The 25,717-nt window shown below is 70.7% G+C and carries 11 protein-coding genes (1 of these 11 cut by a window edge); 9 read left to right on the plus strand and 2 right to left on the minus strand.

Features of this window, described 5'->3' with window-relative positions:
* Together ACYVLQ_RS03780 and ACYVLQ_RS03785 are read left to right on the plus strand one after the other, a co-directional pair.
* Positions 1-16,138 carry the 3' portion of a WXG100-like domain-containing protein gene (locus ACYVLQ_RS03780; RefSeq protein WP_460695950.1) on the plus strand. The gene continues 14,363 nt to the left of window position 1, outside the view, so the window shows 16,138 of its 30,501 coding nt (coding positions 14,364-30,501); the start codon falls outside the window, past its left edge; the stop codon is at positions 16,136-16,138.
* A gap of 113 nt (positions 16,139-16,251) precedes the next feature.
* Complete coding sequence (locus tag ACYVLQ_RS03785) at positions 16,252-17,775, plus strand: hypothetical protein (RefSeq protein WP_460695951.1); 1,524 nt, start codon at positions 16,252-16,254, stop codon at positions 17,773-17,775.
* A 64-nt stretch (positions 17,776-17,839) separates the two neighbouring features.
* Here ACYVLQ_RS03785 and ACYVLQ_RS03790 read toward each other — a convergent pair whose 3' ends face one another.
* Positions 17,840-18,622 carry an ESX secretion-associated protein EspG gene (locus ACYVLQ_RS03790; RefSeq protein WP_460695952.1) on the minus strand — a complete coding sequence of 261 codons (783 nt, stop codon included), beginning with the start codon at positions 18,620-18,622 and terminating at the stop codon, positions 17,840-17,842.
* A complete protein-coding gene (locus ACYVLQ_RS03795) occupies positions 18,619-20,577 on the minus strand; it encodes a hypothetical protein (RefSeq protein ID WP_460695953.1) in 1,959 nt (652 codons plus the stop codon). Before ACYVLQ_RS03795 ends, ACYVLQ_RS03790 begins: the two co-directional genes overlap by 4 nt.
* A gap of 415 nt (positions 20,578-20,992) precedes the next feature.
* On the opposite strand from ACYVLQ_RS03795, the gene ACYVLQ_RS03800 reads away from it, so the two are divergent.
* The 7 genes from ACYVLQ_RS03800 (at position 20,993) to ACYVLQ_RS03830 (ending at position 25,683) form a co-directional block, all read left to right on the plus strand.
* A complete protein-coding gene (locus ACYVLQ_RS03800; protein WP_460695954.1) occupies positions 20,993-21,358 on the plus strand; it encodes a hypothetical protein in 366 nt (121 codons plus the stop codon).
* A gap of 42 nt (positions 21,359-21,400) precedes the next feature.
* Entirely contained in the window at positions 21,401-21,700 is a 300-nt protein-coding gene (locus ACYVLQ_RS03805) for a YbaB/EbfC family nucleoid-associated protein (RefSeq protein ID WP_460695955.1), read from the plus strand.
* Positions 21,701-21,798: 98 nt separating this feature from the next.
* Entirely contained in the window at positions 21,799-22,116 is a 318-nt protein-coding gene (locus tag ACYVLQ_RS03810) for a type VII secretion target (protein WP_460695956.1), read from the plus strand.
* A gap of 11 nt (positions 22,117-22,127) precedes the next feature.
* Positions 22,128-23,528, plus strand: a complete 1,401-nt coding sequence (locus ACYVLQ_RS03815; RefSeq protein ID WP_460695957.1) for a hypothetical protein — start codon at positions 22,128-22,130, stop codon at positions 23,526-23,528.
* Positions 23,529-23,558: 30 nt separating this feature from the next.
* Complete coding sequence (locus tag ACYVLQ_RS03820; protein ID WP_460695958.1) at positions 23,559-23,891, plus strand: PE family protein; 333 nt, start codon at positions 23,559-23,561, stop codon at positions 23,889-23,891.
* A gap of 17 nt (positions 23,892-23,908) precedes the next feature.
* Positions 23,909-24,895: a PPE domain-containing protein gene (locus ACYVLQ_RS03825; RefSeq protein WP_460695959.1), complete on the plus strand. Its 987-nt coding sequence runs from the start codon at positions 23,909-23,911 to the stop codon at positions 24,893-24,895.
* Positions 24,892-25,683: an ESX secretion-associated protein EspG gene (locus tag ACYVLQ_RS03830; RefSeq protein ID WP_460695960.1), complete on the plus strand. Its 792-nt coding sequence runs from the start codon at positions 24,892-24,894 to the stop codon at positions 25,681-25,683. Before ACYVLQ_RS03825 ends, ACYVLQ_RS03830 begins: the two co-directional genes overlap by 4 nt.
* The last annotated feature ends 34 nt before the right edge of the window (positions 25,684-25,717 follow it).

A 25,717-nucleotide genomic window follows, 5' to 3' on the forward strand; every position in this document is an offset into this window, starting at 1 on the left:
GCGTCCGGAGTTCGCCAGGTTCGGCCGCGAGGACTGGCACGATCTGGTGCTGGAACGCCTGGCGGAGATCGAGGCACACGCCCGGCCCGACGCCGCGCCCCGCGGCGCCGAGGACCTGACGCCCGTGGACGACCCGACCCGAGGCCGTTGCGGCGAGCTGTCGCTGCGCACGCTGTTGCGGATGTTCGGGGACGGCACCGGCATTCGGCTGCCGGGTCGCGCGGTCGGCCTCGAGGGCATGTCACGCGAGGAACTGGTGGCGGCCGCCGGTGGTCGAATGCACGTGTTCGCCGACCATCGGGCGATCGTGGATCGGTTGCGGGCGCTGGGAGACGGGGCCGCCGCGCTGATCGTGGACAGCTACGGCGGGCCGAGTGACCGCCACGGGGTCGGCGGCCACGCCTACCTGCTGGTGAACGAGGGCGACGGCCGGTTCGTGGTGCGAGATCCGTCGCTGCGCGCGGAGCACGAGGACCTGTCGCTGCTGCCGCCCGGCGGCCACCCGGAGGCCATCCTGTTCGACCCGGCCGGAAGCCCGGTCGATCGGGTCGACGAGGTGACGCGCGACCGGCTGGCCCGCGATGCCGTCGACGCGCTCGGCACCCCGCGGTGGGCGGGCGTCGGGCGCTCGCTGGACGGCGTGCCGGATCAGGTGCGAGAGCTGGTGCGCCAGCCGAGAACATCCGGCGGCGACGGTTCTCGCCCGCGAGAGCCCGTGCCGGTCCGGGAGTCGGAATCGCAGGATCCGGCGCCGCGGATCGGGCGCGCCTGGGATCCCGTGCCCACGCAGCTGCGAGATCTGTTGTCGCAGACCGGCACCGGCCGCGAACTATTGCGCACACTCGACAACGGGCTGATCCGCGAACGGCTGGAGTCGGCTGCCGAGGAAGGGCTGCACGGCGAGTTCACCGCGGGGGACCTGACCGCGACGGTGTACACCGCCGGTCGCGACCATCTGGCGCAGGCGCTGGCGCTGGCGCACGAGGTCGTCCACGCGGAGTACTTCCTCGCGGGCCGCACGGCGCTGGTGGACGATCGTATCGAGTCGATGGCGAGCCATGAGTTCGTCGACGCCATGATCGACGAGGAGGTCGAATGCTTTGTCCGCGAGGCGAAGCTGGCGCGCGAGCTGAAGGCGCTCGGATACGACGCGCGGACGGTGCCCGCCGACGTGGAGGTGGCCTACAGCGACCGGTACGAGCGAGCCCTCGACTATCTGAGCGAGGACCCGGACCTGAGCCCGGAGCAGGTGCGGGCCCAGGCCGAATCCGAGGCGGAGCGCGCCGTCCGGAACATCGTCGAGTTCTATCCGGACCTGGAGGGTAAGACCTACCTGCAGATCGCCGCCGAGATCTGGGACGAGGCGCACGCGGAGGCGGGCGCCGACGGCGCGCCGACGAGCCCGGAGGCGGGCTACGGGAGGCCGTATCGCCCGCGCGACCCCGAGGTCGCCGAGCGGCTGCGCGTCGAGGCGCTGCATCGGCATGCCGAAGGGATCCGGCTGAGCGCGCTCGCCCAGGAGATCGACAGCCGAGCGGAGCGGCACGACCTCGATTCCGCGCAGGATCATCTGGCGCTGCGGCAGGAGGTGGTGCGGCGGATCGCCGAGGCCGATGCCGAACTGAGCGATCCGGCGACCTCGCCCGAGCGCCGCGCCGAGCTTCGCCGCGCCCAGCACGAGCTGCGTGAACTGGTCGATCAGCGCATCGATTTCGAGAACCGGCGGGCGCGAATGTATTTCGCCAACGACGCGGTGAACTCCATCGCGGTCCGCGACGTGCTCGAGGCGAGGCTGCGGGAGGACCCGGACGCCGAACTCGTGGACGACCGTGCGGTGTGGCTGCCGGGACCGCCGGAGCGGCTGGTGATTCCCGCCGCCCGCGGCGAGCACCACGAACTGCTGCGGCGCGAAGAGATCGCCGACGAGGTGGAATATCTCGGCCCGGAACACGTGGACCACGTCACCGTGCAAGTGGACGGGATCGGGCGCATCCATCTGGATGTCGCCGCGGATACGGCAGATCCGCTCGCCCGGCCGCAGAACACCTTCCCGGTGGATATGGCGGGTACGGCCGCGGCGCAGCGCCTACGCGCGACCGATGAGGCGCTGGCACAGACCCCGGTGGGTGCGTGGGCCACGGGCATGCTGCGCGGGGTGGAGATCGTGCACACCACGGACCCGGGTGCGCAGGGGTATCAGCCGTACCGGAACCGGCTGGTGCTGGACGTCGGGATGTCCGACGCCGAATACATGGCGGCGCTGGTGCACCACGCCATTCACGTCGAGACGGCGCGGGACCGCGACGTTCGCGGCGTCGCGCGGGACCTGATGCTGCTGGAACGCGACGCCTACGTCGACCGCATGCTGGACGAGGAGACGCGCGCGCACGCGATGGAGATCGTCGCGGCGCTGCAGCTGCGGGCCGCGGGACACGACGTTCCGGAACCGGTCGGCACCCGCGAATACACCGAGACCTGCTATGAGGCGCGGGCGCAGGTTCGGCGCAACGCCGGACTCGCCGACCGCCCGATTCCCGCCGAACTGGCGCCGGTGCTGGATCGCATCGCCAACGACGCCGCCCTGGACGCTCTGCGGGAGCAGGTGAAAGACCATGCGCCGCATGATGTCTCGCATATCGAGTTCTACCGTCGGGCCTGGGACGACGCGCACGCGCGGGTTCGCGACGACGACGTGGTCCGTCCGCCGCGCCCGGACCCGGGCGACGGATCGCGTCCTCAGGACGGTCGGTCGGCGAAGCTCCGCGCTCCCGATCCGGGCTGGGAGGCGCGCCGTGAGGCCGAACATGCTGCGGTGCTTCGGGATTCGGACGGTGCCTTGCTGTCCCGAGACGCCCTGCTCGATGAACTGAATCGCGGCCGCTGCGGCGAGCTGACGTTGCGAGAGCTGCTGGAGATGTTCGGCGCCGGGTCGGGTATCCGCCTGCCCGACCGGATCATCGGGCCGGAGGGCATGACGCGCGGCGAGCTGATCGCCGACGCGGGCGGATGGCTGCGCGCGTTCACCGACCACGAGGCGATCGCGGCCGAACTGCGGACGCTGGGGCCCGGGGCGGCCGCCCTCGTGGTCGACATGTACGCGGGCAGATCCGATCGCCACGGCGTCGGCGGCCACGCCTATCTGCTCGTGCACCAGGGCGGCGGCCGGGTGGTCGTCCGCGATGTCGCCGCCGGTAGGGAGTCCGGCGACCTGTCCCGGCTGGCGCGGGGCGTCCGGAGCACCGAGTCGATCCTGTTCGACGGCACCGGACAGCCTGTCGATCGGGTCGCCGAGGCCACCCGCCGCCGCTTGGCGCAGGAGGCCCGCGCCGAACCGGCCGGTTCCCGGCGGGAGACAGTGGGTCAGGCCCGCGAGGGCGACACCCCCGCGGACCGGGCGGCGCAGGAGGCGCGGGCGCGCGCCGAGCAGGCGCGCCGGGCGGCCGAAGCGGACCCCGGCAGCTGGCTGAAGCGGCAGCTGGCCGAGCAGGCGGAATGGTCGGCGCGGCAGCACGGCGAACTCGCCGAATGGCTGCGTGACCATTCGGTGCGTGACGGCGTGGACGACGATTCCGCCGCGCTGCCCGTACCGGAACGTGGTGCGAGCGGCGATGATTCGGCCGCGCACGATCGCCGCCCGCTCGACTCGGTGCGCAAGTTCCTGGACGCCCTGGCCGCCGAGCACCGCGACGACGCGCCACCGGAGTCGCGCACCGACTCCGACCGTGAGTACGCGCACGGCCTGATTCGCGCGCTGCGCCTGGACGAGGCGTTCACGGGTCACCCGGACCCGCTGGCCGCCCTGCAGGAGCTCGCCGAAATCGCCAGGGCGCGTGGATTCCTCGGCGACGCCCCCGGTGAGCAGCCGCGGGCGATGCGGTATCCGGACGATATGGCCCGGGCGAACCTCGATGAGAAGTACGGCAGGCAGCACGCGGACGGCACGTACACGGTCGAGCAGTACTGGCTGCTCGAGGCCGACCCGAAGCTGTTGCCGCAGGTGGGTTCCGGGCCCGCACGTACCGGGCTGCCCGGCGCGGCCCCTGACCGGCCCGGGGGTGCGGTGCGGCCGCCGGAATCCGGCGGCGCACCGCGTCCGGCGCCCCGCCCTGACACCGCAGAGCCGGGCGAGCCCCGCCTGCTGTTCGAAGCGGAGCTGCGCGAGGAATTACTGCACCGGTTCGGCCTGCGCGAGGAGGATCTGACCGGCGCCGACCGCGACGGCGTCCTGCAGCGGCGACGCTACCGAAACGCGTTGCGGGCCGGCGCCATCGAGGCTCTCGCCGAGCACGTGGCCCGCGTGGAGGAGGCCACGAGTCCGGAGCACCGCGCGCAGATCGAAGCCACCCGCGACGGCTGGGCGCGGGTCCTCGGCGTCGATCCGGAACGTCTCGCCCCCCCGGCGGCCACCGCGCGGGTGCTCGCCGAACTGCGTGCCGAAACCCTGAGGGAGGCCGTCGATCTCGCCGACCTGGCCGTCCTGACCGCACCGCGGGAGCGACCGCCGGAGGGATCGCGCGAACTCGTCCTGGAGATCGGCTCGGATCGAGTGCTGCTGCGGGCGGAGCCCGACGGCGACGGCGGCTGGCGCGTGGTCCCGGACGAGCGGAGGCATCCGGCCGAATCCCCGGAGCCGGAAGCGGATCCGGCCCAGACGAGGAAATCGGTGCTGCGCCGGCTGTGGGAGTTCGTCCGCGCGCCGCGCGTCCTGGAGACCCCGGCGGCGCCGTCCGGTTCGGCGTCGGCGGTCCAGCAGCCGGAGTCCACGGCGCCCGCGCCGTCCACCGCGCACCCGCCCGCTCAGCACCATGGCCACGGGTATGACGTCGGCGACTATCTCGGCGGGCTGCACGGCGCCTCGGAGGTGGTGAAGAAGCTGCCGATCGGCCTCACCGTCGAGGTGCTGACCTTCTTCAAGAACCGCGAGCGGCTCGGCGACTTCTTCCTCGGCCGCCACCACGAGAGCGAGCTGCCGCCCGCTCGCCGACCGGACGGCACCGTGTACGAACCCTGGCACGAGCAGGCCGATCCTCGGCTCGTCCGGCAGGTCGACCTGAGCTACGACCAGGCCGAGCGGTGGGGTCGCCGCGGCGCCGACAAGGAACCGCCCGCGCCGCCCCGACCGGAAGGGCCTACGCCGCCAGAGCATTTCGCGCGCCCGGAGGCCGGTGAGCAGTACCGCCCGGGCACCGAGGAGGGCGATGCGCTGCGCGAGTGGCTCGGTGATATCGACGAGCTGGAACAGCAGCGGGTCGCGGCGGCCGAGGCCATCGTCGAACTCGCGCGCGGCTACGGCGTGGACCTGCCGGACCTGACCCACGAGTCGGTGCGGCGCGCGATCGACCATCTCGAATATCAGATCTGCCGCCGCGGCGCGGCCACCGAGGGGCTGCTCGACGCGCTGCGGTGGTACAACGCCGAGGACGCGTTCGTCCCCTACAGCCGCGAAATCAACTCGCACGCGGACGATCCGCTGGGCCGCCTGCTGCAGGAACTGGTGCGTGCCGACAACGGCGACCCCTTCCTGCTCGAGTGGCTCGGGGTCAACAACAAGACCGCCGCGCCGCCGCCGCGCTGGTTCGAGCTGTTCGACGAGGACGGCAGGCCGAAGCAGGGCGGCCTGCGGCTGCTGTTCGAAAAGGCGTTGCGGCGGGAGCAGATTCGTGATCAGCTCGCTACCTGGGAGGACCTGTTCCCCGACGATGTCTCCCGCGATCCGGTGCGGCTGGTGGAGACGGTGCAGGCGCTGCGCGAGGGTACCGAGGCGCGCAAGCAGGCGCTGGAGCGGATGCGGACGCTGGCGCGGGAGTACCGCGCCGTCGACGACCGCTACCGCGAGACGGGGACGGCACTGATCGACCTGGCCGCCACCGAATGGCTGCGGCACGGCCAGGGCGCCCGGCAGCTCGAGCCGGGGGTGTGGCTCGTCGACGGGGATCCGAGCCGCCTGGTAGTCATCGATGCCGAGCTGAACCACGACCGGGTACTGGCCGGGGCGCTGTCGCGGCATCGCGAGCAGATCGTCGCGCTCAACCGCGGAGACCTGGTGCCCGACTATCGAATCGGGTGGGTGGAAGCCGACGGCGCGGTGCGGATCGGCACGGTGGACACGCCCCGGGCGCGGTTCTTCGAGGGTGAGCTGGACGGCCGCCCGGTGCGGGCGTTGCTGGTGCGCGAGGGCGACGGTCCCTGGCGTCCGGTACAGCCGCGCGCCGCGGATCCGGTTGCGCCCGAACCGGATCCGGCCTCCGCCGCCCACCTCGAACCCGAGCCGCGCTCACGTGCCGAGGTCGAGCGGGAGGTGCGGGCGCTGGCCGAACGGCTCGGCCTGGACCCGGAGGCGCTGATGCGCGAGCCCGGTGCGGTCGAGACCGAGCGGCGGCAGAACGCGGTGCGGGCGGTGCAGATCGAGGCCCTGGTCGACTACGTGCGCAGCGCGAGCGCCATCGAGGAGTTCAACGACATCGGGCTGGCGCGCGGCGCGCTGGCCCGGCGCTTGGACATCCCTGCGGGCGAGCTGAACCCGGAACGTCTGGCACGGGCGCTGTGCGATCCCGAGCTGAGCCCGACCAAGCGCGACCGGGCGGTCAAAGCGCTGGCCGACTACGCGACGCAGGCGCGCAAGGTGGACGCCGACGCCGTCGACGCCGCCCGAGATCGGCTGGCCCGCAGGCTGCTCGGGCGCGCGCACGACGAGAACGCGATGAGTCCGCTCAAATACGACGAGGACCAGGGCAAGGTCGTGCGGGATCCGGACGGGATCGACCCGAAGAAACTGGCGCGGGCAATCGCCGATCCGGTGCACCGCTCGGCGGAGGTCGACGGCGCGCCGGTGCCGCAGACCGATCGGTTGCGGGCCCACCTGCGGGAATTCGCGGACGCGCTGCTCCGGCTGGATCCCACCGACAGGGTGTGGAAGGGCGACCTCGCCGCGGATCCGCGGCTGGTGGGCGGCGGGTCGCCGATGCGCAGCGAGACCGCGTTCACGGACCTGCGCACGGCGTTCGCCGAGCTGGCCGGGACGCGGGAGCCGACGCCAGCGCGGGTCGCGCGGCTGCTCACCGATCCGGCGCTGGGCAAGCAGGAACGAAACGCGTTGCTCGACAAGGTGACCGACTGCTTCTACGAGCTGCGGCAGGGGGACCGCGGTGCGGTGATCGTCGCGCGCGGGCGGCTGGCGGAACCGCTGGGCCTGCGGCCGCAGGATCTCTACGGCCACCGCTACGACCGCGAATACCGGCGGCACCCGGATCCGCGCAGCATCGGCACGCGCAAGCTGAAGCGCGCCTTGTACAAGCTGATGCGCGGCGACGGGGCGTCGCGGCAGGTGGTCGACCGCCTCACGGAGTTCACCCGGGCGATCCTGGCCGCGGAACCCGCACCCCGGCCCGGCGCCGACTCGGGCCTGTCGGTGCGGGCCGAACACCCGATCCGCGACGATTCCGCCGTCGCGCACCTGCGCGAGGTGGTCGGCGATCTCGTCGAGTTCGTCGGCAGGCTGGACGGTTCGTCCGGGCCGCCCACCAAGGACGGCGTGAACCGTGACTGGGCGCGGATCATGGGCCTGGACATCGGCGATCTGGCCGCCAAGGTCGAGGCGTACGACAAATTCCGCGCGGGCGACAGCCAGAAGCATCGCGGCTTGACCCCGGAGCAGCGCGAGGCGGTGGATCTCGCACTGCGCGAGGAACTTCAGCAGCTGGTGGAGAGGTACGTCGAGGTGTACGACGCCTTCCGCGACGGGGTGATCGAGGAGCACGAACGCCCGTCCGCGGAGCAGCTGGCGCAGGTGCACGGCGAGCTGCGCGCCGAGGTCCGCGGGCGCGCCGAGGACCTGAACCGGCTGGCCGACCTGCTCGCCGAACGGCGGCGGTCGCTGGTGCAGGACGAGCGGACGCAGCTGCTGGAGGCGGCGTGGGCGCAGAACGAGGCCGAGCGGCGCCTGCGGACCGCCATGGACCGGGTGGAACAGGTCGAGCGGGAGGCGAGGCAGCGCGGCGAGCGCGCGGGGCAGGAGGCGCCGACCTGGGATGCGGTGACGGATCCGGCGCGACTGGCCGACCTGCTCGGCAGGCTCCGCGACCAGACGATGGTCGTCGGCCCGCACGCGAGGGAACGGCTGCTGGCATTCGACGAATTGGAAAGCGCCGCGGCGGAACACCGGCGCGCGGCACAGGCGTCGGACGAGGCCGCGGCGGCCCTGACCGGCGCGGGTGAGCAGCTGGCACGCTCGATCGAACACGACGCGCTGACCGGGGCCGGGGCGCACGTGCTGGTCGGCGAGCCCCGGGTCGGCCTCATCGAGGGTGCGCCGGGCCGCGTGGCCGTCGCGGTGTGGGGCGAATCGGGTGACCCGCGCGAGGCACTCGACCGGGCCGTCGCGCTGGATCCGGTGATCGGCGAGCTGGCCGGTCCCGATCGCGACCGGATCGTCGTGCTGCGCATCAGCGTCGATCAGGACGGCCGGGTCACGGTGCGCCGGGAGGATCCGCCGGACGAGCCGCCGCAACTCGCCCCGGCGCCGGAGCCGGACGCGCCCAGCTCGGGCGGCGGCGCCCAGCGTCTCCCGAGCCCCGATGAATCCGACTCCGGCACAGTCGAATCCGAATCGGAAGCGCGGGGCGGTCGCGACGGCGAACCCGCGGTGGGCGGCGAGGGCGGGCGCAGACCGCGTCCGAAATCTCCTGGTTCCGACGATGATCGGGCCGACGGCGGCGCGCCGCCGTCGCGGCTCGAGGTCGTGGACGACCACCCGTACACGCCGACGATTCGCGTCGCGGAGTTCAACGCCGCCCTCGCCCGGGTGGCCGAACAGGGCGCGGTGTGCGATCGACTGCTCGCGGAGGCCGCCGAACTGGCGCGGCCGCTGGGCGTGCGGCCGGAGGACGGCCCGAACGCCTACGAGTTGGACCGCGTGGTGCGGCGGGCGCAGGACGACCTGCTCGCCCGCGGCCGTGCCGCCGATGCCGACGAACAGGTCCGTGCCGTGGCCGACAAGCTGTGGGAGCACAGCGCCGCGCTGCTGGAGGAGGCGCGGTTGCGCGACGCGGCGGCGCGGGAGGTCGCCCGCGACCTGCTCGCCGAGGCGCGGGGCACGCCGCTGCCGGGCCACGACCTGGTGTGCCGCCTGCCCGGCGACCCGCCCCGCGCGCTGCTGGTCGCGCCGGACCCGGAGGGCCTGCTGGCAGCCCACTCGGAGTTGCGAAACATCTTGGCGGAGTACGGGTCCGAGGTTTCCTACCGGCAGGTCCGGGTGGACGGCGAGGGCCGGGCCACCGTCTACGACCTGCGTGCCCCCGACCTGTCTCCCGAGGGCGGCGCCCGCTCCGAGGCGGACAACGCCGAGGCGCGTGCGCGGCTCGAGGAGTTGAATCAGCGGCGGCAGGAGGCGATCCGGGAGCGGGAGGTCCTGCTGCGCCGACGCAACACGCTGGCGGAGCTGCTCGGCGTGCCGCCCGACGACGGATGGGTGGCACTGCGGCCGGACCGGCTCGGCGACACGCTGCGCGAGGTGCGCGAGCGCCACGGCGTGCAGGACCACGACGAGCTGGAGCACGTCGTCGAGCTGATCCAGGTGTGCAACCGGCTCGACGGCGCCGAGGAGTACCTCGCCTGGGTCGAGGGCGAGATCGTCGCGGTGCGGCGCGACGAATCGCCGCAGGCCGAGCACGAGCGGCTGATCGAGCGGTGGCACGAACTGATGCGCGAGCGAGAGTTCCTGCGCGCCAAGCGGGATGAGCGTGCCGAGCTGCGCGATGCGGCCGGACTGACCGGCGAGGCGCTGGAGCGCAGGATCCTCGAACTGTTCGAGACGACGCAGGCCCGGACCATCCGGATCCCGGGCACCCTCGATACCCCGGAACGGGTCGTGCACGTGCAGATGCCCCCGGCCGAGGTCGCGCTGCGGCGCCGGGGTATCCGCAAACTGGTCGAGGCGGTGGAGGAGTTCAACCGCGTCGACAAGGCGGTGTGCGATATCGAGGCGCGATTGGCGGAACTCGAACGGGCCGGGGTGGGCGGCGGCAGGCCGCTCTCGCCGGAGGCGACCCGCGAGATCACGCGGCTGGAAGCCGAACGCGGCGAACTGTTCCGGGATACCTACAACAAGGCCCGCCGGTCGATGATGGTGGATCTGTGCGAGCGGTTGCGCGCGCACGGCGTCCCGGTCGACCGTCGCAGGCTCGGGCCGACTCCGGAGGACCTGAACCGGGAGCTGATGCGGTGCCAGAAGCTCGTCGATCGCCAGGACGAGGAGATACGCGCGCAGAACAAACGCTGGCTCGGGGCGTTGCGGGCGGCCGCGCACGACGTGATCCGGGTCGACAACGCCATGGCCCGCCTGGCGGACGAGACCGGACGGGCCGCCGGAACCTGGCGCGAGGTGCTCGAGGCCGAGGGCGCACGGGTGGTGACCGATCTGTGCGCGATCGCCGACGGGGAGCGGCCGAAGATCATCGTGCTCGGCCCGCGCGCCGACTTCGACCATCCGTGGGCCGATTTCACCGCGACGCTGATCGAGGCGACGCACACGAATCGTGCTGTCGCACATGCCATGACGCGGGAGCCGCTGATCGAGTACCGGCAGATGATCGGTGGCCCGGGCGCGGTGCGTTGCGAACCGCTGCGCGGCAGCCCGACCGTCGAGGTGCACGACAGCGGATGGGTCCGCGGCGACCTCGGGACCAGGACCATCCGATGGGGCGAACCGGGCGACTGGCACTACGTCGACCCCACCCGCCCCTTCTGGCGCACCAACCGGGAAGACAACGCACCCGACATCTACGATCCGGGCAACCCCGACTGGTGGGGCGGTCTGGTGCACTACATCAACACGCTGGCGCTGCCTTTCGCGGATATCCCGCCGGGCATGATCGCGAAGGACCTGCTGCCCTTCAACGCCATGAGCGTCGAGGGCTACTTCTTCACGGGCGATCTTCCGGAGGAGGCGATCTACAGCCTGGATATCGGCAGCGAGATCAACTCGACCCAGCGCGCCATCCGCATTCTGCTCAGCACGCTGCAGGATCCACGGGTCGAGGCGTGGATCCAGCGGCATCCGGAGATCGGCGACTATCTCGAGGCTCGGCCGTGGCTGAAGAAGATCCCGCCGTTCTCGACGGTGTGGTCCGCGGTGGAATGGCATCTGAAGTCCCAGTACGAGAAGCAGCCGATGTTCCCGCGGCGCGACCCGGCCGAACATTCGCTGGATCCGCAGCGCGCCGAACTGCCCGAGGCGACCCGGCGCGTCATCGATCGGACCGTCGAAGGCCTGGACCGGTTCCGCGACGATCAGCGCGTGCGGTGTGCCGAGCAGGTCGTGGACCGCATCCGCCGGGAGCTGGTGGACGGGCTGTCTCGGATCGACCCGACCCGTGACGATCTGCCCGCGCAGGTCGAGCGGGTCGACGGATACATCGAGGCGGCCGCGCGGCAGCTGGCCGATGCCTTCCGCACCGACGACCACGGTGAGATGTGCCGGATCATCACCGATGTGCAGCAGCGCCTACTGCTCCTGCAGGACGACGGTCGGGTCGCGGACGCGGATCTCGCGGCGATCGTGTCGGATCTCATTCCCCACGTGCGCAACGATTTCGCCGCCGGGGACGAGGTCGCCGACCAGTGGCGGCTGCTGTCCTGGACGGATCGGCAGTACGAGCGGTTCCGCGCCGATCCGCGGCTGGCCGACCGGATTCTCGAGGGGCTCGCGCAGCACCGGCGCAACGAGCAGGTGCTGGCCGCGCGCGAGGTGGTGCGGCGGGTCAAGGTGGACCTGATCGAGGAGGTGCCGCTGGAGCTGACCCGTCCCGATGCGGCGCGGCGGCTGGAGCACTACATCGGGAAGTACATCCACCGCGCTTCCGACCGGGATCTGCGCACCGTGGCCAGGGCCTTCGCCACCACCGACCGCAAGGCCTGTCGCGACGCGGTCTACGACATCCGGTTGCGCCTGCTGGAGCTGCAGGAGAACGGTCGCGTCACCGACGAGGCCATCAATCGGGTGGCGCAGGCGTTGGTGGACGACCCGTCGGCGCCGACGCTGCGCGAGGACTACATGACCGGCGCCGACGAACTGCGGCCGCCGACGTTCACCCGCGAGCAGGTGCGGCAGATCATCGACCACCTGATGGTCGACAAGCATCTGGTTCGCGATCACGCGGACTCGGCCGGGCGGTTCGTGTGGCGGCGGATGAGTCAGGTCGCCGATGTGGCCGAGGCGTTCCAGCGGCTGCTGACCGTGGAGCCGTTGCCGGACAAGGTGATCGATCGGCTGCGCCGTCCGCTGCAGCAGGATCTGGTGCTACTGCACGACGCGCTGACCGAATCGGAGTACGAGCGCGATCCGGCCAACCGGCGGTCGGGCAAGACCTGGTACGACGCCAATGCGCATGCCATCGCCGCGGGCTACCACTGGGACGCCGCCCGTCCCCCGTTCACCGGCTGGCGACGGGACCTGGAATACAACTCCTACCTCGCGGACCTGCTGGCGCTGCCGCGGGCACAGGAATGCGCCGACCGGGCCGCGGACGTCCTGGCCGGGCTCGCCCGGGAACTGCGCTTCGCGCCGGAGGACGCGCTGGCGGCGCACCGGTCCTCGAATCGCGATCAATGGCTGGAGGAGCTGCGGGGGCGGCAGCCCGACGCCGCGGGCCGGGAGCGGGTCGACGCGCTCGCCCGCGCGCTCGTCGAATGCGTGGAGGCCGATGCGCACCTCGCCCGCGTCGAACGGGATCTGCGGCGCTCGGCGCTGTACGAGGGGCAGCGCGAACTCGCCGGGTTCCTGCCGCGGGATCGATACGAGCTGGAATTGCCTGCGGCACAACAGCGTTGGCGGGAGGCGTCGGCGGCGCTGGATGCCGCGGCCGGTCCGCTGCGCATCGACGCGCTGGAGGCGCTGCTCGGGCGCGAGGTCGGTGGCGAGCACTGGTTCGAGACGCTGCGTGACCGGCAACCGGACGCGGCCGGACGCGACCGCGTCGACGCGCTCGAGCTCGCGGTGCGCGAATACGCGGCGGCCGACGAGCATCTCGAGACTCTCGAGCAGGCGCTGGAGCGCACCGCCCGGGGCGGCGACGAACCGTCCGCCCTGCCCGACGCGGACGCGCCGGAACTCGAGACGGCCGCTCCGCAAGAACACCGCCCGGCCGCATCGCTCGGGCCCGAAACGGCCGAGTCGCACGCGGCCGAGGCCGAATCGTCGGCGCCCCACCCGAAAACTGGACCGCGAGCCGGCGACGAGGAAAACCGCCCCGGCCCACGCGGCGGCCAGAATCACGGGTCTGAGCAGCAGGGCGGCCGGGAGCGTGGGGGTGAGGTGCAGGGTGGTCAGGGGCGTGGTGGGGAGGGACAGGGTGGGCAACGTGCGTCGCAGGGCGATGCGGAGTGGCGGGCGGTGGCGCGCGACCGTGATGTGGCGCTCGCGCGGGCGTTGCGCGAGGCCGAGGAGGCGCGGGCGCGTCTGGACGAGGAGCGGGACCTGTTGCGGGAGGCGGAGTCTCGGCTCGACGAGGCGGCGCAGTACTTCACCGACGATCCGCGGGCCGGGCTGACCGATGAGGATCACGTCATCGGATGGGTCGACGACCTGGTGGCCCGGACCCGGCAGGCGCCCGAGCCCGGTCAGCCCGACCTGTGGCGCGAGCGCGGACGTGCGCTGGAGGCCGCCGCCCGGGGATACCTGCGGGCCCGGGATTCGGTGGCACGCCTGGAAGACGAACTCGCGCAGGCGCTCTCGCGGACCGATGAGCTGGCGCGCGACGCGACCGCCGGTACGCCGCTCGGCGCCGACCCGAACCCGTCTCCGGCGGCGCCGGGGCCGATCGTGACCGACGCCGGTATCGGAGTCTCCTACGTGCATCGGTACGGCGGTGACGACGACCACGGTGTGTACATGTGGGTGGACGGCGAGGGCATCCTGCGCGGCGAGGTCCGGGTGGGTCCCGAAACTCCCAGCGGCGCAACCATGTTGCGTGACGTGCTGCGCGAACTCGGCGACCGCGTGCAATGCCTGGAGGACGGCTGGCACGCGGGCGGCGTCCTGTCGGACAACCTCGACTCGTTCAACGCCGGTATCCAGGAGCTGCGGCTGACGCCCGAGGACGCCGCCCGCAACACCTTCACCGGCCGCATCGTCGCCGAGTTCGGCTTCACCGAGATATCCTTCCGCGAACTGCGCGGCCCACTCGGCGAAAACACCGCGGTAACAATCCTTTTCAGCCGCTCCAGCGCCACTCCGTCCCCCGTCCCCGGCCGACCGGGCGAGCCCGCAGCGGAACAGCCACCGGCCGCACCTCCGTCGCGCCACACCCCCCGAGCATCGAACGAATCACCTCCGGAATCGCTCGCGGACAAGACTTCCCGGCACCCGGGCACCGGGCGGAACCGTGTGCTGGCCACGGACGCCGAGCAGGAACAGCCCGGCCCTGTGGCCGATGCTGCCACCCCGGGGAGCGGACGCCCGATCGGCAGCGGGCATGACATCCGCACAGGCACGGGCGACGACACGGCTGACCCCACTTCACCCATGGAAGCCGGTGCGGCCCAACAACCAGCCGAGGCGGCCGAGGATGAAACGGGCCCGACCGGGGATGAGGCGGGTCGTGTCGCGGGCGAGATGGGTCGCGCCGGAGAGAGGACGGGTCGCGCCGGAAATGGTTCGTCGGGTGTAGAGGTGCGGTGGCGTCCGTCCGGTGACGGGGACGGATTCGGTGGGTCGCGCACCGACGACGGTGGGTCGGACAGGTCCGGGGGGACCGGCGACGGCGGGAGGCGCGGCCCGGAGGCGGGTCCGCCCTCGGCCGACGGTGCGGAAAGCCCTGCGCCATACCTGATGTCGCGGGTCCCGCATCCGCCGCACTTCTTCGACGTCGAACTGCCCGACGGTAAGCTACCGCCCCTACACCTCGGCGCGCCCGACGTGAATGTATCGGAGTGGCTGGAGTCGTCGAACCCGCACCAGCCGACCCCGGAAACGCCGCACCCCACCCACCCACAACCGCCCGCGGACCCACAACCGCAAGACCCGCCACACCACCAGTCCCCAGCGCAACCGCCGAGGCGTCCGACCCCGGAGCCGCCGTACCCCACCCCGCCGCAACCGCCCGCGGACCCACAGCCCCAGGACCCGCCACATCGGAAGCCTGCTGGGTCGACCCCGCCGCGGTGGCCGGGAGGGCAGCCGCCCGAGCAGCCGCGGTTGCCATGGGCCACGGGGGAGGCCGGTGCGCCCGTCCCACCGCAGCCGACCTCGCCGCCGTGGAAGATGCCGCCGCCGGAGGTGCCGTCGTCGAACGGCCCGTGGCCCCCCTCCGCAACCGCGCAGCCACCCGCAGACGGTTTGCTACCTCCCGGGACGCCACCGCCGAACTCCGAATCCCCGGCGCCCTCGGCCCAGCCGATGTCGCCGAGTGACGGCGTGCCGCCGGACAACCAGGCATCCCTCCCGGATGCCGCTGAACCACCCGGCCATCTGCCTCCGGTCTCGGATGGCGTTGTGCCACCGGGTGTTCAGGGATCGGTCCGGGATGGTGTGCCGCCGGGGGAGCGGTCCGTACCGCACGCGGGCGGGCCCGGTTATCCGTATCCGCCGACAGCGGACGTGCCGACCGGCTTCGCGCCTCACGGATCGGTCTCCTCGGACACGCAACCGCAGGTTCCTCCGGTGCTGCCGCCTCCGGTTCCGCCCCAGGCCCCGGCCTTGGGGAGCGGGCCGCGCGGCGTGGATCGGCGGTGGGACACCGGAACTCGCCCGGCTGACGGCCGGATCGTGCTGCAGTCCGCCGACGGCAGCGGCGGCCCGGCGATGTTCGACCCGAATACCGGTGCCGTGCAATGGCTGTCGACAGCGACCGGCCCGGTGAACGGGGTGTACGGGCGGCTCGGCGAGATCTCCGTGGTGTTCTATCGCCGCGACGATCGGCTGCGGCTGTGGGCGGACGGCCAAGTCGTCGACCTCGACGATCCCGCGGTGGACGTCTACTGGGGCCGCACCGACCCGGTCCAGACCTGGCTGCAGGTCGGCCGCGGCGGCATGGCGATCGTCGACGCCCGCTACCCGTTCCCGGGCGAGGGGCGCGACGTCGGACGCATGATCAGCGAGATCCTGTCCGATCCCCAGCGACGAGAGGGGATCTTCCGTCACTGACCATCTCGCAACCCCGTTTCGAACCCCGATATTGTCGGCTGGTGCCGTGGTTGCCCGCACGGCAAATTGCCGGTGCCGCGCACCCATCGCAACGATGAGGAAGGCTTGACCGCATGAACGACCCGCAGCAGAACAAGCCCGAGGACGGCGAGGAGGCGCCTGACCGCGCCTTCCGGATGGCGCCGGAGGATTCTGCGGAGGACCCGGAGACGCCTCCGGCCGAAAAGTCGGTCGAGGAGCAGGCCACCGAGCTCACCCACACCATCGCGCGAGAACTCGCGGTCGCCGGGCCGGAGGGCTGGCGCAGGCTGCGGGCGGTCTTCTCGATCACCGTCGCGGGCGGGGTGATGTATGTGCAGTACTTCGACGAGGCCGACCGCGTGGTCCGGGCGGACCCCTCGAAAGAGGTCGTGGAGTTGGTGCGGCTGCAGCGCGAGGTCTCGGCACAGCTCGGCGACGGTCCGTGGTGGCGCCTGGTACTGCGGCTCGAGGCCACCGGTCAGCTCGAGGCCGACTACGACTACGGCGACGACCCGTTCCCGGACGACGAACTGCTGATCCCCGAGGCCTACCGGGCCGATCTGGAGACCTATCCGCGCAACCGGCTGCCCGTTTGGCTCGCCGCATATATAGGCCACGACAACCGGCAGTGGCGTTCGCCGCAGCAGGCCGCGCAGCAAGCGCGGGCCGACCGCGAGGCCGGGGTCGCCGCGGTGCCGTCGGCGGACGGCTTCCCCGTGCTGCCGGTGCTGTGGGCGCGGTGGGCGACGGTCGCGGCGGCCTTCGTCGCCGTCGGTTCCGAGTGGGGCCCGCGCGTACTGCCCGCGCTGGGCGTCTTCGAGGGCTCCTCCCGCAGCGGCTCGACGCTGTACGTGCTCCCGGGCGGTCGCGCGGTGCTGTCCGGCGGCGTCTGGGACTCGCCCGAACTGGATTCGGCGTACAACAGCGGCGCCCCGCTGCCCGCCTTGTACGCGGGCGCCCCGGATTGGGTCGCCAACCAGGTGCTCAACCCCCGCGCGGCCCGCGGCATGCTCTCCTTCTGCTACTGGTGGGAGCGCGGGAGCTGGTACCGCGGCGCGTCACCTGCCTCCGACCGGATCAGCGCGGCCGTGCCCGGCATGTGGACCGCCGATACGGTCATCGACGTGGTGTGCGGCGTGCTGAGCGCCGAGCCCAGCGAGGAACTGCGGTCCACCGCGGCGAATCTGGTGGCCGCGGCCGAGGCGGGCGTGGTCACCCGCAACACCCTCACGGCGCTGTTCACCGACCCGTCCGACGATATCGACGGCGCGCTGTACCAGCTGTCGCTGGCCGGGCTGGTAACCACTGTGCCGGAACCGATCTCGGAGGAGCGCGCGATCACCCGCGTCCGCGAGCACATCCTGGGCCTGGGCATCGACACCTCCCGCTATCCCGTCGACCAACTGGTCGCCGAGCGGCTCAACGTCGGCTGGATGGTATTCGTCCCCACCCAGCCCGGCGAGATCGCCGTCGGCCGCGCCATCTTCTACATCGCCGACGACGGCGTGATCGAACAGTCCTCCTCCTCGGTCGCACCCTCGACCTACACCGAGGGCTTCGAAGAGCGCTTCCACCAGCGCCGGACCAGCGCCGCCGCCGACTTCCCGATTCGGTGAGCGGCGGGCCCGGCGGCCTACCCCAGCGTTTCGTGGGCTGCCCGGCCGCTATTGCCGCCCGGGATCACAACGCTCGCTCTTCCTTGATCGCGCGGACGATATCGGCGCTCCGGCTGTTGATCATCGCCGTCAACTTCCCGGTGTCTGCGGGCACCGCCACCGGCGGGTGCTCATCGGTGATTACATAACGTCCGTCGTTGTCGATATCGCGCCATCTCAGCTTGTGCTCGGTGAGGCCACGAGGCCCGAAGATCGACTGCCCCTGGGCTATGGTGATCTGCCCTGCGCGTATCGCCGTCGTATCGATGAAATTCTTCGCACGCACCTGGACGGATTCGCTGAACGAGTCGTGAACCGCGGAACTCCCGTAGTTGTAGTCCAGCTCGGCCTTTTCATCGTCGGTTATCGCGATATGGCCGCGCTTACCGGCCGCCATATCCGGCAAAGCTGCCACCGCCTTGTCGGCCAAACGCAGCGGATCACATTCGGTGATGGTGATCCCGCCACCGAGCCAGAACGATTCACCGGGCGCCTGGGTCGCGGTATAGCCGTGCGCTCCCTGTCTTGCTGCCAGCACGCGAATCTCCCCCTCGTGGCGGAGCGGACGGCTCTCGTCCCAGCCGGTCACGACAATATAAAAATCCGACCGAATAATAGTGCGAACCGCATCGTGTAACGCCGGTTCCAATATCTCGTCCAGACGAGCTCTCGCTGTTGCTTTCTCTCTTACGAAATCCTCGTACACCTCGGCGCGTGAGGTGAACGATATCGGTATCGGCAGTACATCATCGGTGTGGTCTTTCCACAGGACGAAGAACTCGGCTTCGGTGAGTTCCCAGGACCTCATTGCTCCACGACCGGCTTGGCGACAACGGGAGCTTCGCCGAGTGCCTCTTCGAGGTGTTCGGAGGAGTCCAGATAGTCGGCCCGCTTGTGCTCCTTGTTCTGGCCACCGGCGCCACCGGCGCCGCCGCCACCCATCGGCCCACCCATGCCGGGCGCGCCCGCGGATCCCGCGGCGACCCCGGCCCGTCCGGTCGATGCCACACCGCCTTCGGCGGCGACGGACGCGCGCGGGAACAATCGAGATGCCTGCAAATTCTCCCGCGGCCCGGCACCGCCACCTATGCCGCCACCCGCGCCGCCACCGGCGCCGCCGCCCTTACCGGCGCCACTACCGGCGCCCTTGGCGGCATTGAGCGCCGACTCGGCGAGTCGGCCCATCGACGGTAGTCCGGCCTTGGCCGCTTCCGCTTGGGCCGCCTGCATCCCCTGCTGTGCCGCTTGCTGTGCCGTCTGCATGCCTTGTTGGACAGCCTGCTGCGCGGCTTGCATCCCCTGCTGTGCTGCTTGCTGCGCGGCCTGTTGCTGCGCCTGCTCCCTATTTCGCTGGTCGGCCTTTTCTTGTTCGTTCTTGAAATCTTCCAGCCGCTTCTTGTCCTCGGCGGCTTTCTCCTTGGCTTCTCTGTCCAGCTTTTCCTGGGCTTCCTTCATGCGCTTGTCGTTCTCTTGCTGCTGCTTCTCGAGAGCAGCCAGCTGCGAGGCTTGATTGCCGCCACCGCCGCCGGGGTTGCCGCTACCGGGGTTGCCGCTATTGGGATTGCCATTGTTGGGATTGCCACTGGTTGGGCGTCGGTCTTCCGGCGGTGTCGATGCTTTGGGTTTTGGCGCCGGTTCGGGCATCTGAACGACGGTGTCCCGGGAAAACGCATACCCGGGGAGGTAGAAATCATTCCATTTAGCAGCAGCGATATCTCGGATCGATCGGGCGAAACTGGGTTCGTAACCCATTCGAGCCCAATCGTCCTCGTCATATTCCGGAATGTAGGGTTGCAGACCTCGCAGCCAACCGGCCGAGATTCTCAAGTTGTCGAAGGTCGCCTGCATTGCGTTCTGCAGCTTGGTCAGCTCGCCACAGTATCGCAGGATCGCTCCCTTGGCTTGCTGGGCAGACTCCCCCTCCCATGCTGTGGTCGCGCCCCTTCCGTTTATCGCCTCGCCCGTCTTGGCCTTGAAATCCGATATCTCATTCGCCAGCAGCGACAACCCGCCATTCCAAACCTGAGCCACATCCTCGATCTTCGGGATATTTCCCTTCATCAAGGTGTAATGCTCTTTCATCATTTTCAGGGTCAGCATGTGACCGTCTTCAGGTTCGTAATAGCCGGACTTGTCCAGGTCCTTGCCTGCAATGTTCTTGAGGGCGTCGATTTCTTTCTGGTCACCGAATTTTCCGTTTGCCTTCGGTGACCGTTCCACATACGGCGTCGAGGGGACGCTGGTGCTGACACCCTCGAGATCTGCCGCCGCGCCGTAGGGTCCGCCGCCCCCATCCTTGGGCAGAAGCTTCTTGCTGTCATCCGGAATTCCACTGTAGTTCAGCGCACTGAAGGACTGCTTTTTGAATTGATGCGAGTCGAAGTATTTCTTGTCGCGGACCTGGTAGTCTCTGATGTTGCCGATTACCTCGCCGGTATTGCGGTCATCATCCACGATGACCTTACCGGCCTTGATGAAAAGATCGGCCATGTTCGTAATGGTCTCTCGATGGCCTTTTATCGAGACTTCGTGGAAGTCTTTCGCTGCCTTCTTGAATTTCTCGGCCAGCTTGGGACCGGACGGCAGCGAGCTGAAGGCCGGAACGGTGGACGCCGGTTCCATGCCTTTTTCGATCTGATCGAGGGTATAGAGCATCGATGTGCACAGTTCGGCGATGTTGCGGGCGATCGTGTTGTCGAAACTGAACTTGTTGCCCTCGGCCTTCTGCGTCAGCCCCTTGAAGGTGTCATCCAACTCACCCACGTGGTCCACCCCGTCTCATATCGCGTACCTCATCGTCACCCACTGTGAACGCTCCACGTCGACACGACAACGGCGACGGCCGGTATTGCCGCCCGCGGTCGGCACTCGCGACCGGCGCGCGCACTCACGATCCACGGACCCCTCGCCGACATCCTGGCACAGATCGGCGCCTGACGCCTGCCACCGAAACACCCGCTGCCGAGCGCACTCCGGCACCGTTATCCTACCCTTCAGTAGGCGGTCGACAGTCCGATCGGTCGGCGCCCGCGCGGGGTGCTGGGTAGGATGTGTCACCGGGAGGGAGCGCAGATCATGCAGGTGAACGGGAGTGGTCGGCGGCTGGCGTGCAATTCCTATAGCAGGCTTGACGTGCATGAGATGCTGTCCATGACACTTTTTTTCACGAGAGGTCACGATGACTGCGCCGCATGAGGGACAGGGCGGGCCGGAGGACGAGTTTCCTGCCGAGTTCAGCGCGGCCTCGGTAACGGGGGCGATCGCGGTGCGGACCACCGAACAGGGCCTGCCGCTGGGCATCCGGGTCGATGCCGACGAATTGCGCCGCGACCCGGACAGTTTGGCGGGGGAGATCCTGAGGCTGTGCCGCCGGGCGGCCAACCGCGCGGGGCTGCAACGTCGGAAGCAACTGCAGGAGGCGGGGTTCAGCCCCGACATGCTGGCGCTGACCGGGTTGCCCACCGAGGCGGATGTCGCGCGCCAGGAAATCATCGAGGAACAGGAATACGACACGCAGCCACAGAGCTGGTTGCGCTCGGTCTGAGCTGCGGATTCGGCCGACCGTCGAGGGGAACGCGAGGTAGCCATGGTCGACACGATGGACGAGCTGATCGCACGCGTGCAGAAGCAGCTGTACCGGCTGCGTGATCTCGATGACGCGATGAAGGGCGTGCGGGCCAGCGTCACCTCCGAAGACGGCGCGATAACCGCCGAGGTGGACGGCAACGGCGCACTGGTCGGGCTGAGCTTTTCCGGCCGGATTTCGAAACTCTCGCCGGAAGAATTCGAGAAAACGCTGGTCGGCACGGCTCGTGCCGCGGCCGAGCAGGCCTTCTCCGAACGCGCCGATCTGGTGACCGCCTACAACGAGGAGAACGCCGGGTAGTCACCGAATGTTAACCCCGCACAGATCGCAGCCTATGAACCTGTAAAGGTACCGTTGAGACCGAAACGCCGTGCGACGTTTTGAGATTGGATGAGGGTATGAATCACGTAGAAGTAGTGCCGGACGCGTTGCGCCGATACGGCGACACTTCGGCCGTGATGGCTTCCGAGGTCGCCGCTGCCGGTGCGGTCGACCAGTCGGCGACAATGGCCGCGGCGGTTCCGGTATTCGGGCTCATCGGCCAGGAATTCCTGCTGTCCTTCGCCTTCGCGCAGGCCAATCATCTGACCTCCGTGGCGCAGCTGGCCGCCGTGCACGCCGGCACGGCCCTCACGTCGCATCAGGCTGCCGCCACCTACGAGACCACCGATGCCGCGTCCGGCGCGGATATCGGGTCAGTCGGCACGCGGCAATGAGCCTGCCGGGGGTGACTCCGCCGCCGGGCGCGGAGCCACCGGATCCGACGGTGCTGGAGCTACTGCGCGGCAGCGCGCTGGCGCCCATGTTGGACAAGCCGGTGGATCACATCCTGCAGGACATGGGGCTGCCGGGCCTACCTGACCTGCAGGGGCTGCCGCCGCTTCCGGGCATGCCGCCGCTTCCGGTGATCGATCTCAGCGCACTGATGCGACCGCTGACCGATCTCGCCTCGGCGTTCGGCACCGGGCAGTTCGCGCCGACGCCCGCCGTGGCGCCGGCGCCCGCACCGGCACCGGAAGGCGGTGCGGCACAGGGTGATCCGGGTGTTCCCGCGGCCCAGCCGGTGGCCGCTCCGCCGCCGATGGACCCCACCCAGATGCTGTCGAACGTGGGCAGCGTGCTGCAGACGGTGATGTCGCTGGGCACCTCGGCACTGCAGATCGCCATGACCCTCTGGCAGGGGCAGGCGGCACAGGAGGCGTCGAAGAAGGCCGCCGCCGCGGATGTGGATTCGGCCGCGCTGGGCGCCCAGAGCGCCGGGCAGAAGGACGTGCTGATCGGCGCGGCCGGGAGCGTCGCCACGGGCCAGATCCAGATCGGCGGCGTGGTGGCGAAGCAGGCGATGACCATGGCGATGGCGCCGCTGTTCATCGTGAGCGGCGTCGGCCAGGCCTTCCTGGTGCAGCAGACCATCCAGTCGATCACCGAGGCGCTGGCGATCACCGCCAAGACCAAGGGTGAGCTCGCCGTCCACGGCGGCCGGATGACCAAGGCGGGCACCAAGATTCCGATCACCGGTGCTCCGAAGGGCGTCAAGTCCTCGCAGGATGTGACGAAGATGCTGCAACTGCTGGGCCCGCTGATGAGCATGGGCACCCAGGGCGCGCAGGCGATCGGACAACTGGCGAAGGCGAATACGTCGATGTCGGCGCCGACGCTGGTCGCCGAACCGGAGGACGCCGCGGCGGGAGCCGGTGGCGGAATCGGTGGCGGCGGCGCGGCGGGCGGCAAGGGCGGCGGCGTCGGTGGCGGCGGCGGAGCTGTGGGAGTCGGTGGCGCGGCCGCCGGGACCGCGGCGCAGCCGTTGAGCCCCTGGCAGGGCACCCGGGCCGCGGGCGGCATCAGCGGCGCGGCCGCCGCGAGTGCCGGTGCGGCGATGCCGGGCGGCGGCATGTCGAGCACCGGGTCCGGCGGCAGCAGCCCGTACATGCCGATGGGCGGTGCCGCGGGCGCCGCCGGTGCGGCCCGTGCCGACGACGCGGGCTCCGATGCGGTGGTCAAGGCCAACATGGTCACCAGCCAGCACGGCGACGAGGTGGTCGGCCGGATCGAGGGGGTCACGTTGCCGGTGGTCGGCGCGACCGACACATCGCCGGAACCACCGCCGGATAAAGAACTCACTCTCTGACACGGGTGCCGAGCACAACAGGAGGACGTCATGAGTGCTGGTCAGGTTAACGACGGAGTACAGTTCGACCCCGCGTCGGCCGGGAGGGCGGCAACGGGTCTGGACGCGCTGGCCGATCGGCTGGCCTCGGACCTGCGGGCCGCGGAGGAGGCGCTGACGGTCGAACCCGCCGGGGTGGACGAAGTGTCGGGCCGCGCCGCGCAGACCTCCAACGAGGTGGCGACGTCGTATCTGTCGAGCGCGCAGGCCAGTGTGCACGAGATGCGCAAGCTGGCGGCGACGCTACGGCTGAATACGGACCAGTTCGGTCGGATGGAGGCCGACAACGTCGCGAATCTGGGCTCGGTCGAAGGTTCGGCCTGAAAGGTATTGCGCAGCAGATGATCGAGATGCCACAGCCGGGGTTCACGGGCGTGGTGTGGGAAGCGCGCGAGCCGCAGCGGCTCGCGCAGGACCTCGCCACGGGCCCGGGCTCCGTGCCGATGGCCGAGGCCGCGGCCGCGTGGTCGCGGCTGGCTACGGGATTCGGCGCCGCGGTCGTGGAATACGAGCAGATCCTCGCTGCGCTGCGCGGCGCCTGGCAGTCCGGTCGCAGTGATGCTGTGCTGCAACGGGTTTCGGCGCTGCGGGACTGGCTGGCCGAGGCCGCGGGCGCGGCCGCGCAGAATGCCGCGCGAATGCAGGCCCAGGTGGCCGCCTACGAGGTGGCGCGGCTGGCGATGCCCAATACCGCCGATATCGAATCCATCCAGCAGGTGCAGCGCGTGCTGGAGTCGGTCGGCGGCATGCTCGGTGCGCCGATCCGCGCGGTGGCGGTCGAGACCGATGCGGAGGCCGACGTCGCCAAGGCGGTGGCCTCGCGGGTGATGCGCAGCTACGAATCGGCCACGGAACCGCTGGCGACGCCGTGGCAGCACGAGCAGCCGCCGTCGGTGGCGCCGGAGCGTCCGCTGGCCGCCGAGCAGGCGGCCCGGCAGACGCCGGTGCCGTCGGGGGCCGGCGCCATGCCCGGCATGGCGCCGATGGGCCGGATGGCGATCCCCTCGATGCCGACCGCGGTGCCGCGGGTACGCACCGCCTATCAGGCGCCGGTCTATTCGCAGTCGGGGGCGAGCAGCGAGATCACCGCGCGGCCGGTGCCGGTGAACGCCTCGAGCGCCAGCGCCGAGGCCGTCCCGATGAGTCCGGCCGCGGGCGGTCCGGGCGGCATGGGCGGTGCGTCGCAGGATGTCCCGCGATTTCCCCGGGCGAGCCTCGCGGGCGAGGCGGGCGACTACCTCGACGGCGAGATCCAGGCGGCCCCGGCGGTCCTCGGCGGCGGCGAGCCCGCCGCGCCCGACGGACGGCAGACCGGGGGCGCCGGATGACGACCCTGACCAACGACGCGCTGCTCGCGGTGGCCGATCGGCTCGGCGTGCAGACCCTGCCGCTGGCGTTGTCGGTAGGGCCGCAACAGGATTCGTTCGAGGAGTTCCAGCGCGCCCACGAGGAGGCCGTCGCCGGATTGATCGCGGGCGGCGTGATCGACTCGCACGGCGAGGTCGACACGGAGCTGGCGCAGGCGCTGTTCACGCTGGCGCAGCCCGAATACGAGCTGTCCGTCCGCGTCTACTCCGAGCAGGGCACGCGTCGCGCCTGCCTGGTGCGCCGCGGCGGCACCCACGCGGTGGCCGTCCGTCGCGGCGACAGCTTCGAGGTGCGGTCGGTCTGGGTGGACGGCTCCGGCCCGGCGCTGGCCGCACCGCTGCTGGCGGCGCTCGGCCCGTGCCCCGCGGCCGATGTCGCGAGCGTCAGCGCACCGGCCGCCGAACTGGCCGACCGGCTGAACGCGGCCACCACCGCCAGCGAGTACACCGATGCGATGTACGCGCTCGGCGCCGCCGACCGCGACGCCACAATCCTGGGCCTGGCATTCGGGTCCTGCCATACCTTCGCCGAAATCGTCGCGTCGACACATCACGACGGACTGACCACCCGGATCCCGGGGGCCGTCGCGGTGTACGACACCGCCCGCGGGCGGATCGTCGTCGCGCCCATGGTCGCCCCGGATCAGCAGGTCTGGTCCACGGTTACGCCGGGCACCGAACATCGTGTCACGCAGGCGATTACGGCGTTGATCGACGGGCTGCCCGGGGGGAGGTGGCTGCCGCCGTAGCGATTCTCGACCCGCTATCCATTCACGGAGATCA

This window comes from Nocardia thraciensis, assembly GCF_054782435.1.